At 61.3% G+C, this 15,136-nt stretch carries 10 protein-coding genes; 7 read left to right on the forward strand and 3 right to left on the reverse strand.

Annotated features, from left to right (window positions below):
• Positions 1 to 3: 3 nt before the first annotated feature.
• On the reverse strand, positions 4 to 3,633 hold the full coding sequence (locus PVV54_RS11385; RefSeq protein ID WP_274910028.1) for a dermonecrotic toxin domain-containing protein: 3,630 nt from the start codon (positions 3,631 to 3,633) through the stop codon (positions 4 to 6).
• Positions 3,634 to 3,948: 315 nt separating this feature from the next.
• Between PVV54_RS11385 and PVV54_RS11390 the strand changes: the two genes are divergently transcribed.
• The 7 genes from PVV54_RS11390 to PVV54_RS11420 all read left to right on the forward strand — a co-directional run bounded on the left by PVV54_RS11390 (position 3,949) and on the right by PVV54_RS11420 (position 11,195).
• Positions 3,949 to 5,103 carry a hypothetical protein gene (locus tag PVV54_RS11390; RefSeq protein WP_274910029.1) on the forward strand — a complete coding sequence of 385 codons (1,155 nt, stop codon included), beginning with the start codon at positions 3,949 to 3,951 and terminating at the stop codon, positions 5,101 to 5,103.
• Positions 5,104 to 5,172: 69 nt separating this feature from the next.
• Complete coding sequence (locus PVV54_RS11395) at positions 5,173 to 6,291, forward strand: glycosyltransferase family 61 protein (RefSeq protein WP_274910030.1); 1,119 nt, start codon at positions 5,173 to 5,175, stop codon at positions 6,289 to 6,291.
• A gap of 334 nt (positions 6,292 to 6,625) precedes the next feature.
• Positions 6,626 to 6,802, forward strand: coding sequence for an EPS-associated small membrane protein EppA (gene eppA / locus PVV54_RS11400; RefSeq protein WP_274910031.1), 177 nt, complete (start codon positions 6,626 to 6,628; stop codon positions 6,800 to 6,802).
• A 289-nt stretch (positions 6,803 to 7,091) separates the two neighbouring features.
• Positions 7,092 to 7,649, forward strand: coding sequence for a polysaccharide biosynthesis/export family protein (locus PVV54_RS11405; protein WP_274910032.1), 558 nt, complete (start codon positions 7,092 to 7,094; stop codon positions 7,647 to 7,649).
• Positions 7,650 to 7,671: 22 nt separating this feature from the next.
• On the forward strand, positions 7,672 to 8,787 hold the full coding sequence (locus PVV54_RS11410; RefSeq protein WP_274910033.1) for a hypothetical protein: 1,116 nt from the start codon (positions 7,672 to 7,674) through the stop codon (positions 8,785 to 8,787).
• Between the two features lie 21 nt (positions 8,788 to 8,808).
• Positions 8,809 to 10,377 carry a GumC family protein gene (locus tag PVV54_RS11415; RefSeq protein WP_274910034.1) on the forward strand — a complete coding sequence of 523 codons (1,569 nt, stop codon included), beginning with the start codon at positions 8,809 to 8,811 and terminating at the stop codon, positions 10,375 to 10,377.
• 11 nt (positions 10,378 to 10,388) lie between these two features.
• On the forward strand, positions 10,389 to 11,195 hold the full coding sequence (locus tag PVV54_RS11420) for a CpsD/CapB family tyrosine-protein kinase (RefSeq protein ID WP_274910035.1): 807 nt from the start codon (positions 10,389 to 10,391) through the stop codon (positions 11,193 to 11,195).
• A 319-nt stretch (positions 11,196 to 11,514) separates the two neighbouring features.
• Here the strand turns inward: PVV54_RS11420 and galE are convergent, their stop codons facing one another.
• Both galE and PVV54_RS11430 read right to left on the reverse strand, forming a co-directional pair.
• Positions 11,515 to 12,477, reverse strand: a complete 963-nt coding sequence (galE, locus tag PVV54_RS11425) for a UDP-glucose 4-epimerase GalE (protein ID WP_274910036.1) — start codon at positions 12,475 to 12,477, stop codon at positions 11,515 to 11,517.
• 66 nt (positions 12,478 to 12,543) lie between these two features.
• Positions 12,544 to 15,132, reverse strand: a complete 2,589-nt coding sequence (locus tag PVV54_RS11430; protein WP_274910037.1) for a cellulase family glycosylhydrolase — start codon at positions 15,130 to 15,132, stop codon at positions 12,544 to 12,546.
• Positions 15,133 to 15,136 lie beyond the last annotated feature (4 nt).

The following is a 15,136-nucleotide window of genomic DNA, read 5'->3' on the forward strand; positions in this document are numbered from 1 at the left end:
CGCTCAGAGTTCCAGCAGCTCCACGGCGGGGCTGTCCAGTGCAAGGTCACGGAATGCAGCGTCCACATCCATGCGCTCCAGGCGTTGCCAGAGCGCTTCGAAGCCCGCATTGAGATCGTCCAGGTCGCCGATGTCGTCGATGAGGTTGCGCAGGTCGCGGCGGTACTGCAGCGGCAGTTTCAACCACAATGCGCGTCGTTCTGCGCTGGCCTCGGCCAGCAAGGGTTGGTACTCCATGTCCGCGACCATCAGGTCTTCGCCGTGGGTTTGAAAGTACTCTTCGATTTCTTCAAGCATGGGCAAACCCAACGAAGGGCTCTCCAGGCTCAGGGCGCTGGCAGTGCGCGCAGGCAAGGTGAATCCACCCGGCAGGCGCTGGAACTGATTGCCCGAAAGGTCGACGATTATCGGTGACTCCAGGCGCTCCAGGCCTTGGGGTAAGTGGGTCAGGCTGCAATTGACCAGAAACAGCGACGAGATCCTCGGCATGCGGCTCAAGTCGGGTGCATTGAGCAGCGGGTTTTCAGACAGTTCCAGTACCCGCAAGGCGGTCAGGCTTTCAAGCGTGACCTGAGCCTGGCTGTCCCAGGTGATGCGGTTGTGTTCCAGTTCCAGCCACTGCAGTTCTTGTGGGTTGGGGATCTGCGGCAGCCGGTCAAATCGGCAACCGGTCAGGATCAGCCGCTTCAGGTTTGGCATCCGCTGCAGCCATTGCACGGGCAGCTCGCTGAGCGCATGGTTGCCGCGCAAGTCAAGTTCGCCCACGTGGCCGAGGCCGTCGGGCATTGCGAGGGCGTTCAAGTCGTGGTTTTCCAGTGCCAGGTCACTGAGGTCGAGGCTTTGCAGGCTTACACCGTCTGCCAGCCAGCGCACCGAGTTACGCCGCCAGCTATTGACGATTCTGGCACTGGCGCTTTGGCGGCGCGCGCTGTTCGCCCAGCGGCCGAGGTCAAGACGCAGCCGCTGCAGGGCGTTTTCGCGCAGGCGCAGTTCAGTTTCAGGTGAGCGCAAAGTACGGGCCCAGTCCTGCAAGGTTTGTTGGATGTCTTCCGGCGTGGTGGACGGGTACAACCTGCGCAAGCGGGCCTCGACGCAATTGCTGAAGGCCAGTGAAGGCCGAGGCAGCGCTTCACCGGGCGTGCCGCCGCGAAGCCCCAGGCGCCGTGAGCCAGGGCGCTGCGCGGCAGCACCCCAAAGGCGCATTGGCCATCGCTCGCGTTCAGCCGCCACGAGCTTTTGCACCCGGCTGCGCAGCCGGGTGGCACTGCCCCAGGTTTCCCTGAGGTATTGCGGCGCGGCTGAGTACAGTGCCTGGTAGGCATCGTTGAACAGGGGGCCGGGTGCGGGACGCTCACCCAAGTACACTTCATAGCCTTCGCCCGAACGCAGCAGCAGGCAGCGTTGGCCGGCCTGGGTGTCGCCGATCGAGGCCAGCAGCTCGCTGTTCGGGCTGTTGGCACGAATATCGAGGCGCAACTCAGTGGGCCAGCGATCAAGGCGCTGCACGCATGCCAGCAACAGCCTCTCGCTGTCACGGGTGCCCAGGCCCGGTATATACAGCCCCTCAATTGCGCGGGCCAGAGCGGCTTGCGTGTCCCCTGGCGCCACGGGCGCGTGCAGGTTTACCAACGCGTCTTGCGACAGCGCTGGCAAGCGTTTGGCCAGCACCATGCGTTGCAGGGTCGATGCGAGCAACGGGGGCGTGGGTTCACCGGCCAAATGCACCGCCTGCAGGCGCGCCCGGCTGACGCCGCTGATTACCAGCGCCTGTTGCAATTCGGTGTCATTGAGCGTCGCCACCGGCAAGCCCAGCCGCCGCACGGCCTGGCTGTCGGGCCATGCCAGTGGGCTTTCGTGTTCCCCGCGCCAGCTGCCCTCGCCATTGTGTTCGAGCAATGGTTCGTAGGCGTTTGCATCTGACGGGTGTTTGATGCGCCAGCGTTGCTCGCCTTCATCCAGGCGCACTTCGTAAAGTTCGCCGTCCATACGCATAAAAGTGGCGCCCAGGTGGGAATAAAGGCCCATCTGATTGGCGTGAAGGCCCGGTGGAAGCTGCGTGGGGCTTGCGTAACCCGTAAGGTCGGCACGCCAGAGCCGGCGGCTGCCATCCGGCATGCGTATAGGCTCAAGCTGCCTTAATACCGAGCTTTTTAGTAGTTTGAGGGCGTGGATACCGCCGATGAGGGTGAGGTTCAGTGCCACGTTCTCGACGTGCTGCAGGGCCAGGTGGCGGTCGCCAATGCTCCAGGCTTGATAACCTTCGTACACCTCGTCCATCAGTTGCCAGGCCAGTACCGCTGTCATGACAGTACCGAGTGCCGGTACGAACATGCCGGCCAGCATCAACACATTCAGGCCCAGGCTTTCCCATTGCTCAACACGACGCTGGTGCGCTTGTGCATCCACATCCGCCGTTGGTACCGCTACTGTGGCGGCTTCGGTGTGCAGGCGCGTGACATGATCGTCGTACAGGAAGGCGAACAACGGGCGTTCGATGCGGGTACACCTAAGGTGCAGGTCGGCCCCTTGGCGCACGGGCCAGGGCTGGTCATCGGGCGTGTCGCCCGTGGCATCGAGGTTCTGCCGCAGCAGGTCGGCAAACCGATGGCGCTGCGGAGTCGAGACGTAACGCTGGAAGGCTTTGCGGTAAGCCGGTTGTAGCAATTGCGTGGCAAGGTGTTGGTGCAGGGCGGCCAGGCCTGCGAATTGCAGCACAGCCTGCTCGTCGCCTGGCAGGTAAAGCAACAGCCCGCCATGGCCATCTTCAATGATCAGCACTTCGTGAAGGGGAATGCCGAACAGGGTGGCTTGCCAGCAGGGTGTGGTGGCGCCGGCCAACAGGTTACCGATGGCATCCCGCCCCTGGCCGCTGATGGCATGGTGCAACACTGCCAGGTCTGCGGCCAGGCGCAGGCGGTCGCGCTGAACCTGGATAAAATTGGCGCGCACGGGTTGGGAGCTGTCGCTGAACATGGCCCGCAGATGGGCCTGGTAGCGTTGCCCAAGGTCCAGTTCGCGGCAGGCCGTGGCGAAGTCTTCGGGCGTGAGGGCCAACGCCTTGATGCGAAACGACTCCGAGGGCAGGTCGATGTCGACCTGTGTTTCGCTGTCACCGAGGGTGGTCTGGCCTACCACCGTGAGGGGTTCGAACGTCGCGTCCCCCGCCAGTGCCAATGCGCTGTCGCGCCCGAACGAAATGCCGTCTTCGAAGTTGTGCAGGGCTGCCTCCAGCAACCGGGTGCGCGTGTGGGTGGTGACGTAGGTACCGAATGTGAAACGGTGATGCACTTGCACCAACTCGGTGGTGTGAAGCGGCACTGACAAGCCGTGGTCGGCCTGCAGTTTTTGCGCAAGCAGCGGTTCGGCGAATGCTGCAATGCTGTTCAGGCCTTTGAGTGAACGTGCCAATGCCTGCTGTGAGCATTCCAGGAGGGCCTGGCTGGCAATGACGGCTTCGCGAAGGTCGGGCGCCGCGTTGTCGAACCACGCGGCCTGCGTCTGCGGCAAGCCCTGGCTCGGCACCAAGCTTTCGCGCAACGCTTGCCAGTGCGTGGCGTTTGCCTGCTGTGCCCAGGCGGGAAGCTGTTCTGCTATCAGGTAGTGATTGAGGTTTTGCGAGGCGGGGTCGGTCATGGTCGGGCCCTTGCTGTTGAATGAGCAGGCAGCAAGCGCCAATGGGTTGAGCCCGGCGAGGTAGATAATTAGTTATTGCCGATATTAATGAATGAAATTCTCGTTGCCGGTGAAATTGACGTCATAAAATAGAGTGAGTTAGTAGCAAAATGCCGCTTGCCAATCGCCGGGGTTGCATCTTAAATTGTTACTGAATGTAAGGGCTAAGTTGGCGATTTGTTGTCGTTTATTCAAACACTTACCGGGTTGATTTGAACAAATACCCGAACCTCTTCCGATCAGGCCATTGAATTAAACAAAGGACGTTGAAGAAGAATGAAAGCGCAACTGAAGGCCGCCGCCCGCAAACTCATCTCACCGTCCATGCGTTACGAGATCAGGAATGTCTCAAGCATGGTACGCGATGCTTTGGGCCGCGCTTGCTTGTGGCGGTGGGAGATCGCCCGCTTCAAGCTGGAACACGCCAGCCCTTTCGAAATCCTCTACATCGGCCGCAAGCAGCAGCGGGAGATGGCCAAACTGTTGATCGGTGGCAAGCAACAGCGCGATGCCGGGCCGGGTGAGGCCTCTGCCGCTGGTGCAGCGGAAAACCACGTGGTGGTGGTCAGTGAAGTGCCCACCGCCGGTGCGCTATCGGTGCCCCACTACCTGAGCGCGGTGGTGCCGCTGGGGCGTTCGCTGGACGACATCACCGGGCGCTACGACAGCGAGTTGCGCCGCAGCATTCGCAAGAACCGCCCCCTGTACCAGATCCGCCAGACCGTTGCCGATGACGAAATCGCCATGGCTGACCAGGACCTGCTGCGCCCGTATGCCTCCGCACGGCAGGGCATCCATGCCGCGCAGTTTGCCACCGAGGAAGTGTTCAGGCTGGCCAAAGGGGTCGGGCGGCTTGACCTGATTACCCTCGACGGCGAAGTGGTGGCTTGCCATTTGGGCTGTGAGATTACCCGGGGTGGCAAGCGTTACTGGAGCACCTTGCGATTCGGCTATTGCGAAGCCGTGTTCTCCGATGCCAAACGGCTGCGCGAGGTCAATTCCATCACCACGTTCATGGCGCTGGAGTGGGCGCTGGAAAACGGCTACGACTACTACGACATCGGCTTGTGCCTGGCCCGGCCCGATGACGGCTTGCTCAAGTGGAAGCGCCGGCGCGGTGGCGATATCGATTCGCTGGGTAACCATGCCTATCTGTTTATCCGCCTGCCCAAGAACGGCACGGCCAGATTCTTGTGGGACACGCCGCTGTTCGCCATGGAAGGTAACAAGCTGACACTGCACCTGGGGGTGCCGGACGGTGCCAGTGACGAAGAGCTCGCCAGTCGATACCACGAAATGGTCTTTGGCGGGCTGCACAAGATTTACCTGTATGGCGCCAGAAGTGCAGGGGACGCGTTCATCGAAACCTTGCGCACACGCTATGCCAATTTCAAGTCGCCACCCTTGATGGAACGGGTGTCGTCCAGCTGATTCGCCAGCTGTGCCGGACGACAGGCGCCCTGCGCCAGGCATTCACCCGTTACCTGTGGAGGGCACTTCATGGACAGCAATATCTCGAAATTCAGTGAGTCACCCGTTGCCGTTGATCATTCCTGGACGCTGGCTGCCTATTGGCACATCGCCAGGAAGCGCCTTGCGCGCAAAGCCGACATCGATCTCAAGCACGTGGCTCATCGCGCGTGGGATGTTGCTCCCGGTGAAGTCACCGTTTCGCCCCCGGCCATTTACCTGCCCAATCAGCTGGAGCGCGTCACAGGCTGGGAAGCCAAGCGGTTTTTCCCTTACGTGCACCCCGCGCGCACCATGGAAGGTGGCCTCACTGCGCAGCAGGGCCCCACGCGTGGCTATCTGCTCAAGGACGTGTGGCTCATTGATGGCGCGCTGTACAAGGGCAATGCCAGCCACTGGCTGGCCAGAAAACCCAGCACCTGGCCGCGTGTGGTGGTGGAGCATGAAGTGCACCGTGGCGCTGCGTATTGCACGCTCAATGGCAATACCTGGTTCGGTACCTGGCTGATGGAGGATTGCCCCACCTACGCGCTGGCGTGCAACGAAGGGGTGCCATTCACCACCGCCCCGTCGGCGCGATATCCGCTGTTCACGCAAACCCCCGCGTATGAACATTTGCTGGGGATGCAGCCGTTGCGGCTACACAGCGCGTTCTTCCATGAGCTGGTGCTGTTCGACGACCTGAGCAACAACCGCAGCCGGCATCAACGTTACAGCGCCATGGGTGACAAGTTGTTGTCGCACGTGGATGCAACCCCGCACCCCGGAGTTTTCATCCTGCGTGGCGCCGACGGTGACTTGCGGCTGTTGCGCAACGAACTGGAAATTGCCGAGCACCTGCGTACGCACAGGGGGTTCAGGGTCATCAACCCCATGAAGTGCGACGTACCCACGATCGTGGCGGCCTGTGCGGGGGCGAGGGTGGTCATTGGGGTGGAGGGCAGCCAGCTGGTGCACGGCGTCAACGTGCTGCAGCCGGGCTGCGGGCTACTGACGTTGCAGCCGCCCAACCGCTTTGTCAGCTACTACAAATACCTGACGGATCGCGACCATCAGCACTTCGGTTTTGTGGTGGGGATGCCTGAAGGTGATGGCTTCACCATCGACATCGAAGAAGTGGAGCGTACGCTCGACCTTTTTCCGTCATGACTCACCCGTGAAGCGCAATGATTCGTATCTGTTCTCGCCGGTGAAACACTTTTCGAACGCAGCCAGCGGGCTACAGTGCGAACAGAAGAATGGGAAAAAGCCGGCTTAGCTTGCAACCTGCCAACGTTTTCAATGGCTTATTTACAACCGCCAGCTTTACGCCCACACCGCAGTTTCTGCCTGGCGGTAATTTGACGAATACGCCCCCCGCCGATTGAGATTTATTATGGTGTCGGATCATTGACGTAGTGGCATGGTGCCCATAAGCTCAAATCAACACCGCAACAAACTCCCGTCAAATTAATAACAACTGTCCTCTTTGCAGGAGGGGATCATGCGCTCGACTCTGTTCATCAAGTCCATATTCTTGTTGGTGTTGTTGAGTGGTGCGGCTCGTGCGGCAGATTCTTATATGAACCAATCCAGTGTGGTCCCTTTGGCAACAGCGGGGTGGCTGTTTGCATTCGCGGTAGTTGGTTTTGTTGCGGTTGCCAATAGAAGAAAAGTTTAACGTTGTTTGTTGTTTGGGGTGCCAGCCGGTTGACGCTAGTTTTACCTAACTTTACGTTTCCAGGGCTGACAGCCGCTTGTCAATTTTCCAGCCATTGCTATATTCCAGTAGCCAGCGCCCCAGACGGCGTGAGCCGGCAACGGCAGGTGAGGCGGCATCGCGGTACGGTAGAGGGCCTCCAGGACGACGGCCAACGCAGCCCGGATCAGGCTGCGAAGTGGAGCGAGAGGCTTGGCGCGGTTCTCATTCAGTGCTCTTAACCTGGGCCGTATGGCCGGAGGGACCCCTCATGGTGCGTTTGCTGATATCTCTTTTCTGCGTGCTGGCCGCCTGGTCCGGCGCATCCGTTGCCGACGATAACAACGCGGCCTATCTGTTAAGCCCGGGTGACAAGGTGCTGGTATCCGTCTGGCAGGAGGACACCCTGCGCCAGGAAACCGTCGTACTTCCCGATGGCAGTATCACCTTTCCCCTGGCGGGCCGGGTTGATGTTGCGGGCCTTGATGTCACGGCGGTCGCCAAAAAAATCTCAACCAAACTCGAACCTTACCTTGCTCAGCCCAATGTCAGCGTGGTCGTCACCAGCACGGCCGGCAACATGGTTTACGTGCAGGGCAAGGTGATCAAGCCCGGCCCCGTGCCCATGGCAGGCCCTACCGCCGTGCTGCAGGCGCTGAGCATGTCGGGTGGAATGGACAAATTCGCTGACGAAAGTGCCATCAAGGTGATTCGCGGCAGCGGCCCTACGCAAAAAGTCATGCCGGTGCGATACAAGGATCTGATTTCCGGGCGTGACATGTCCACCAACTTCCAACTTCAGGCTGGCGATACGCTGGTCGTACCTTGACCTTCACTATTAAGAATAACTAGTGCCTATTTTTCGAACTTCGCGTATTGCAACGGCAATCATGATGGTGCCGTTTGCGGGGGTGGTAAATGCCGCCACTTGGCAGTCGACGGTCGTGGTGCCCACCACCGTCGAGTACGACAGTAACCCGTTGCTCCTGACGTCCGAGGAGAAAGGTGTGACGCGTACGATCATTGCGCCCGACTACAACCTGATCGGCCAGTTCGACCGCGATCAGTTGCGTTTTGGGCTGGGGATGCATGTGTTGCGCTCGTCGGACCGGTCGATTGTCGATGACCGCGAAGACCCCAACGTCAGCCTGGGCTGGCAGCGTGCCACCGAAACCGGCGGCTTCGGCTTGCTGGCCCAGTACAACGAAAGCTCCACCTTGTCGGGTGCAGTGCAGGACACCGGCGTGGTCACCACCGATGGCACGCAGAAGATGTCCACGCTCACGGCCAACTGGAGCAGCGCGGTGACCGAGCGCAGCACGCTGGCCAACGAAGCGCGCTATTCACATGCGCGCTATGACATCAGCACGCTGACCGGTTATGACGAATATTCCAACTTCACCAGCTGGACCTACGCGTGGAGTGCCCGCACCGACATCATCACGGGCTTTCAGGCGCGGCGTTATGAGCCACAGGACGACACCACGGCCATCGCCAACAACAGTTACGTGCCGCGCATCGGCATCAAGCACCAGTTCACCGAGCGCCTTGAAGGTGCCATGCACATCGGCGTCAACAAAACCACCGGCTCCGGTGGCGGGCAGCGCGGGGAGGGCGGGGCGTCGCTGTTGTACCGCGGTGATCGAGCCGAAGCCAGCCTCAGTGCCGAACGCAGTACGGTGGCCAGCGCCGAGGGCGGGTTTACGGAACTCGACATGGTGCGCGGCGGCTACAGTTACCGCGTGACCGAACTGGACCGCGTGGGTGTGGAAGCGTCCTGGCAGGACGCCAAAGGGCAGACGCCCAACACGCTGCAAACCTACAGCCTGTGGGCCAGCCGCGAGTTTTCGCCGGCATGGGATTTGCGTTTCTCGGTGATGTACAAGCAGCGTCAGCAAGACGGCTTGCCGGATGCAGACGCCACGATCGTTGGAATGACGCTGACGTACCGATACCCCGACATCTAATTTTCAGCACGGGTGGCCAACATGAAGTCTGACTACGAGCTGTCCATCAAAGATTACATCGCCATCATCAAGGACCGCGCCTTGTTGCTGGGGGTGTGCATCGTGGTCATTCTTGCGGCGACCGTCGGGGTCGCCGTTACCGTGCCGCCCATCTACCAGGCCACCGGCACTATTTTGGTGGAGTCGCAGCAGATTTCGCCGGACCTGGTGTCGGCCAGCAACAACAGCTTTGCCGATGAACGCATCGAGGTGATCCGCCAGCGGGTGATGACCCGCGAAAACCTGCTGCGCATCATCGACAAGTACGGCTTGTTCGCCGACCGGGGCAACCGCTTCAGCGAAACCGACAAGATCGACCAGATGCGCAATGCCATCGTGGTCGCCACCCTCAGCACCTTCATCAAGGGGCGCGGCGAAGCAACGGTGGCCTTCACGGTTTCGTATGAAGACAAAAAGCCTGAAGTCGCCAAGGAAGTGGCGGACGAACTGGTCAACCTGTTCCTTAACGAGAACATGAAACAGCGCACCGAGCGCGCCACCGAAACCACCGAATTTTTGACCCAGGAAGCCAACAAGCTGGGCGCTGAACTGGCCGACCTGGAAAACAAGCTGGCAGACTTCAAACAGGCGCATGCCAATGCCCTGCCGGAAAACCAGCAACTGCGCATGAGCATGCTGTCGCGTTCTGAACTTGAGTTCCGCGAGGTGGACCGTGATTACAAGTCTGCCCAGGAAGAGCTGCGCTACCTGGAGCTGGAACTGTCTGCCGCCAGCGCCGGCGTACCCGCGCAGGGTGCGGGCAGCAGGCCGGCAAGCGCGGACCAGCCGCAGGACCTGGCCAGCCTTAAAGCCGAATACGCACGCCTGTTGACCAAGTACAAAGAAGCCCACCCGGACGTGCAAGCCATCAAACGCAAGATCGAGGTGCTGCAAGCCTCCGGCGAAAAAGGCATCGCGGCGGCCGCTTCACTGAACCTGGACGCCGCCCGCGTGCGTACCAAGATGGCTGCTGCCCAGTCGCGCATTGCCTCGCTGGCCGAGCAAAAGCGCCAGCTCACCACCAAGATGGAAGGCTACGAAGCCGACATCCTCGAAGCGCCGCAAGTGGAGCGTGGCCTGGTCACCCTGATGCGTGACCACGAAAACGCCCGCAAGAAGTACGAGGAAATCCGCGCCAAGGAAATGGGCGCCAAGATCACTGAAAGCCTGGAGCAAGAAAACAAGGCCGAGCGCTTCGTGCTGCTTGAGCCGCCGCTGATGCCGGAAAAGCCGGTCAAACCCAACCGCAAGAAAATCGTCGCCCTGGGCCTGGTGCTGGCCCCGGCGGTGGGCGGTGGGCTGGTGATGCTGCTGGAGATGCTCAACCAGCGCGTGCGCGGTGTAGGCGCCCTGGAAAGCGTGCTGGGCAAGCGCGTGCTGGTGGCGGTGCCGTACATCAACACCCACGCCGACCTGGCCAAACGCAGAAAGTGGATAAAACTGCTGATCGCGGCCGGGTTGGCACTGGTTGCTATGCTGTTGGTGGTCGTGCATGTGTTCTACATGCCACTCGACCTCCTGCTGTTTAAAGCGATGGCTCGGTTTGAATAGGGAATGCAGCGATGGACAGAAATACGCCGGCAGTAGGAAAGAACGTTCATCAAGTATCACTGACCCCCGTCGAAACCCCGAAGGCGCCCCTGGTGCGCAACCAGACCGAACTGCTGGGCGAGTTCGACTACGTGCAGACCCGCGTGGTACCGCTGAACCCTGAGCACCTTGAGCGCAACCGCATCGTCTCGTTCAACAAGAACTCGAACATGAGCGGCGCCATCGACCTGCTGCGCACCCAGGTGCTGCAGGCCATGGAGGAAAACGGCTGGCGCACCCTGGCAATCACCTCGCCAACGCCCGAAGCGGGCAAAACCGTGCTGGCCATCAACCTGGCCATGAGCATTGCCCACCACACCAACAAAACGGCGCTGCTCACCGACTTCGACCTGCGCCGGCCCAAGGTCGGCAGCAAGCTTGGCCTGCCGATGGACAAAGCGCTCAACGAGTTGCTTGGCGGCAAGGCCTGGCTCGAAGAAGTGCTGGTGAACCCGACCTTGCCACGCTTTGTGGTGTTGCCGACGCGTGAACCCATCCCCATGTCCACCGAGGTGCTGTCGTCGCCACGGGTGAATCAACTGATTGGCGAACTGCGTGATCGGTATGAATCGCGAATCTGCATTTTCGACCTGCCGCCGCTGTTGAGTTCGGATGATGCGATTACCGTGTTGCCGAAGTTTGATTGTGTGTTGTTGGTGGTGGCCAATGGGGTGAACAGCAAGAAAGAGATCGAGGATTGCCTGTATCACCTGGCGAACGCGAACCTGATCGGGGCGGTGTTGAACAAGGCGGATGAGAAACCCCGGGCGTATTATTGAGGCTTGGAACGGCCTTGCCAACACAACGCCGCCCTCAAGGAACTGCACATAACGTATTGAATTAGCAGGGACATGTGGGAGCGGCCTTGCCGGGGCGCCGGACCGGTCGGAAAGGGGCGCGAAGCGGCCCCAAGATCTCAGCTTCGCAGCCAAAAATGCCGGGGCTGCTGTGCAGCCCTTTCGCGACACAAGGCCGCTCCCACAGTGACCGCGTCAATTTTTAGGTTTTGTACCAGACAATTGCTCCCACAGGGTATGCGACACACTCGCTGCCGCAGTTCCCTGTGCGACAGCGCAGCCCGAATGCGCTGGGTGATCGTCAACGCCAAGGATACCGCTGCTCCCACCCCCAGGCATGCCCCACAATCGTCTCCAGCCCCGCAAACCGAGGCGCCCACCCCAGCAGTTCCCTGGCCCGGCTCGCATCCGCCACCAACCGGGCCGGGTCGCCATCACGGCGTGGCGCTTCGATCACCTCGATCCGCTGCCCGGTCGCCGCGCGGGCTGTCTCGATCACCGCCTGCACTGAAAACCCCTGGCCATTGCCGAGGTTGAACGCTGTGGTGTCGCCGCCGGCCAGCAGATACTGCACTGCCAGTTCATGCGCCGACGCCAGGTCCGCCACATGCACATAATCCCGAATGCAGGTACCGTCGGGGGTGTCGTAGTCGTGGCCGAATACGGTAATGGCCTGGCGCCGCCCGGAGGCGGCCTGCAGGATCAACGGGATCAGGTGGGTTTCCGGCTCATGGCATTCCCCTAGTTGCCCGTCGGGGTCAGCGCCGGCGGCATTGAAGTAACGCAGGCTCACCGACTTCAGCCCGTAGGCCCGGTCGAAGTCCTGCAAAATCTGCTCGACCATCCACTTGCTGCGCCCGTACGGGTTGATCGGCGCCTTGGGGTGGGCTTCGTCGATGGGGGTATAGTGAGGGTCGCCGTAGACGGCGGCACTGGAAGAAAAAATCAGGTACTTGATACGCGCCCGTATCATCGCTTCAAGCAGGGTCAGGGTGGCCGCGACATTGTTGTGGTAGTACTTGTCGGGGTCTGCCACCGACTCACCCACCTGAATGTGCGAGGCGAAGTGAAACACCGCATCGAACCGGCACTCGGCAAACAGCGCATCCAGGGCCTGCGCATTGGCGATGTCCAGTTCGACCCATTCGATACCGGGGCCGGTGGGTGCGATGTCTGCCACCACCACGTCATGGCCCGCCTGCAGCAAATGCTTGACCATGTGCGACCCGATGTAACCTGCACCGCCGACAACCAAATACTTCATCCAATCCTCCTGGAACAGACGCAGCGTCGAATGCCTGGATTACAGGTCTGAATTGACTCTAGATGGCTATTTCAGGAACAGCCAATTGCTCATCTGCTTGCCGTCGAAGCTGATGGCGTAACGGCCGTTTTTATAGTCAGTGGCCAACACGGTTTCTTTTCCGTCACTGCTGCGTGTGTGCAGCTTCAACCCGGCGGGGGCGCGTATGTTCAGCGTGCCTTGCAGGGGTTCAACATGGAACGGGGTCATGTCATCGGGCCGGGGTACGGCGCGCGTGCCCAGCGAGATCAGCAAGCTGCGCGATTGATTGAGCGGTTTGGCGTCCAGGCTTTGCACCGCGACGCTGGCATAGGGTGTTTTCAAGTCAATCCTGATATCTCCCACCTCCGTCGAGCGGCCGCCCAGCCAACCGCTGGCGGCCTGGGTCAGGGGCGTGTTGATGGTGTAGATGCCTTGCTGCCAGTTGCGCCGCAGTTCACCGGTGTCGGACACGGCTTCATCGGCATCGGCAGCCAGCAACGACTGATTCGGGTCTTTGAGTACCTGGGCGTCACCCGGCACAGCGCCCGCTTGCAACCACGGCAGTTCAGGCGTTGATGGCATGGCGATCTGCAACCGGCCCTTTTCCATGGCCGTGCGCAGCAGCACCGAGTTGCCCGGGGTGATGAACTGGCCGAACAGGGTGGCAGGCGAGGGGGCAAATACATAGCGGGTAGTGGCCATGTGCACGTCCTCGCGGCGGTACAGCAGCGCGGCAGCGGGGAGGGTGGCCAGCAGCGCCGGGTCGTTGTAGGCGTGCCAGTTGTCGGCCCGGCGCCAGCCTTCGGTAAAGGCCTGCTGGCTGTAGGCGTACTGCATCATGGCTTGCCAGCCCTGGTGGGCGGCGGTGGCGGCCACGTACAGCGGCAGCGCGTGGCGGTCGGGCAGGGGGAAGGGTTCGGCGTTCCATTCGGTGACGGTCATCGGCTTGCCCAGTACCTGGGCGGCACCCAGCCAGTGGATCATGCCGTCGGTGGTCAGCGGGTTCTTCTCCAGTTGGCCTATGCCGCCGTAGGCGTGGGCATCGACCACGTCGCCGGCGGTCAGCGCGGGCAGGGCGGCCAGGCCGTTGCCACCCCAGGTGCTGGTGGTGACGATGGGCACTTTCACGCCCAGCCCGCGCAGGTGCGCGATCATGTCGACGTTGAAGCGCCGCTCCAGGTCGTTGAGAAACAGCTTGGCCGGGCCGGGCTCCCAGGCGCGCCAGGCCTGGTCGGCGGGCAGGCCGGTGCGGGCGGCGAAGGCCTTGGCGTGGTCCATGTACAGGCGGCTGTGCTTGGGCACGTTTTTGTCGGGCAGCAAGGCGTTGCCGAAATGCTGGGTGATGTCGTTTTCGTTGGTGATCAGTACGCCGGCAATCGCCGGGTCGTCCTTGTAGGCAAGGCCGGTGAAGCTGTTGACGTGGCTGAGGTACTGCTCGGCGAAGCGCTTCATCGCCTGCTGGAGCGTGACGTTGACGTAGGCGTAGCCTTTGATGCCGGTGTGGTTTTCACCTTTTGCCAGTTCGTCGAAGGCGTAGATGTTGTCGTTCGCGGTGACGATGCGCTCCACATGCATGTCGAGCCACACGTAGATGCCTTCGTCCTTGAGGCACTTGATCCACCAGTCGATCTTCTTCAGCGAGGCCTCGCTCAGCTGCCCTGTGTTGCGCAGGGCCTGCATGTCGCCGAACAGGTTGGGGTTGACCCAGGGCGAGTCGTGGTGGTGCAGGCGCACAAGGTTGAAGCCCAGGGCCGACAGGCGTTTGGCCTGATGCCGGATTTCATCGTCGGGGGTGTTGAACAGGGCATAGGCTGACAGGTTGGTGCCCCAGAAGCGCGCCGGGGTGTTGTCGGCGAACAGCAGGTTTTCGCCGTCCGCTTTGACGAACCCCCGCTTGCCGGCCGGTTTTTCGGTGGCGTTGAGGAACGACAGGTCGACGGGGGCGGTGCGCCAGTCGAGTTGATCATCCGGCCATTGGCTGGGGTCGGCGAGGCCAAAGCGCTCGGTCGGTGTTGCGCCCAGGGCAATGTCCCCCGTCACGTTCACCGTGGCCTTGAACTGTTGCTGCCCGGGTTGGATAGGGTCGGTGTAAAAGAAAGCGCGGATCTCCGAGGTGTCGCCACGCTCGAAATACACCCTGGCCAAGGCAGGTTCAACGCGCATTTCGATACGCCGGGTTGGTGTGCCCCACGCCCAGCCACGGTTGCCGGGCAACAGCACCGGGTCGCCCATTTCGCCGCTGATCAACGCCGGGTCGAAGCGAAACACCATGCCGCCCCCCATCACGTCGCGCTTGAGGCTGTGCGCCGTGAGGTCGAAAGCCCAGCTCAGCGTTTGTACCTGGGGCCGGGTGATTGCCGCCTTGAGGTCGAAGTCCAGCTGCGGGTTCTTGCCCGTCAGGCTGTAGTCAAACGGGCCGTTGACCTTGAATACGGTGCCAAAACCGGTCCAGTCCCAGTTCGCCCCCCAAAAGTCGAAGCGCGGCACCATCGCCGGCCCGCCACCCAGGGTAAGGTTGGGCAGGCCGCTCTTTTCGTCAACGCTGACGACCCAGGCCGAAGCCTGCCCGGCCAGTGGCAATAACAGCAGGCAGAACAGTGCCGAAGCCTGGAGTACCGGGCGCAAGAAGGGCATGGGC

It is taken from the genome of Pseudomonas sp. PSKL.D1, assembly GCF_028898945.1.
Classification (GTDB): Bacteria; Pseudomonadota; Gammaproteobacteria; order Pseudomonadales; family Pseudomonadaceae; genus Aquipseudomonas.

Coding starts and splice junctions, on each gene's coding strand:
- PVV54_RS11385 (WP_274910028.1), bottom strand. CDS start 3,633: ATGACCGACCCCGCCTCGCAAAACCTCAATCACTACCTGATAGCAGAA.
- PVV54_RS11390 (WP_274910029.1), top strand. CDS start 3,949: ATGAAAGCGCAACTGAAGGCCGCCGCCCGCAAACTCATCTCACCGTCC.
- PVV54_RS11395 (WP_274910030.1), top strand. CDS start 5,173: ATGGACAGCAATATCTCGAAATTCAGTGAGTCACCCGTTGCCGTTGAT.
- eppA (WP_274910031.1), top strand. CDS start 6,626: ATGCGCTCGACTCTGTTCATCAAGTCCATATTCTTGTTGGTGTTGTTG.
- PVV54_RS11405 (WP_274910032.1), top strand. CDS start 7,092: ATGGTGCGTTTGCTGATATCTCTTTTCTGCGTGCTGGCCGCCTGGTCC.
- PVV54_RS11415 (WP_274910034.1), top strand. CDS start 8,809: ATGAAGTCTGACTACGAGCTGTCCATCAAAGATTACATCGCCATCATC.
- PVV54_RS11420 (WP_274910035.1), top strand. CDS start 10,389: ATGGACAGAAATACGCCGGCAGTAGGAAAGAACGTTCATCAAGTATCA.
- galE (WP_274910036.1), bottom strand. CDS start 12,477: ATGAAGTATTTGGTTGTCGGCGGTGCAGGTTACATCGGGTCGCACATG.
- PVV54_RS11430 (WP_274910037.1), bottom strand. CDS start 15,132: ATGCCCTTCTTGCGCCCGGTACTCCAGGCTTCGGCACTGTTCTGCCTG.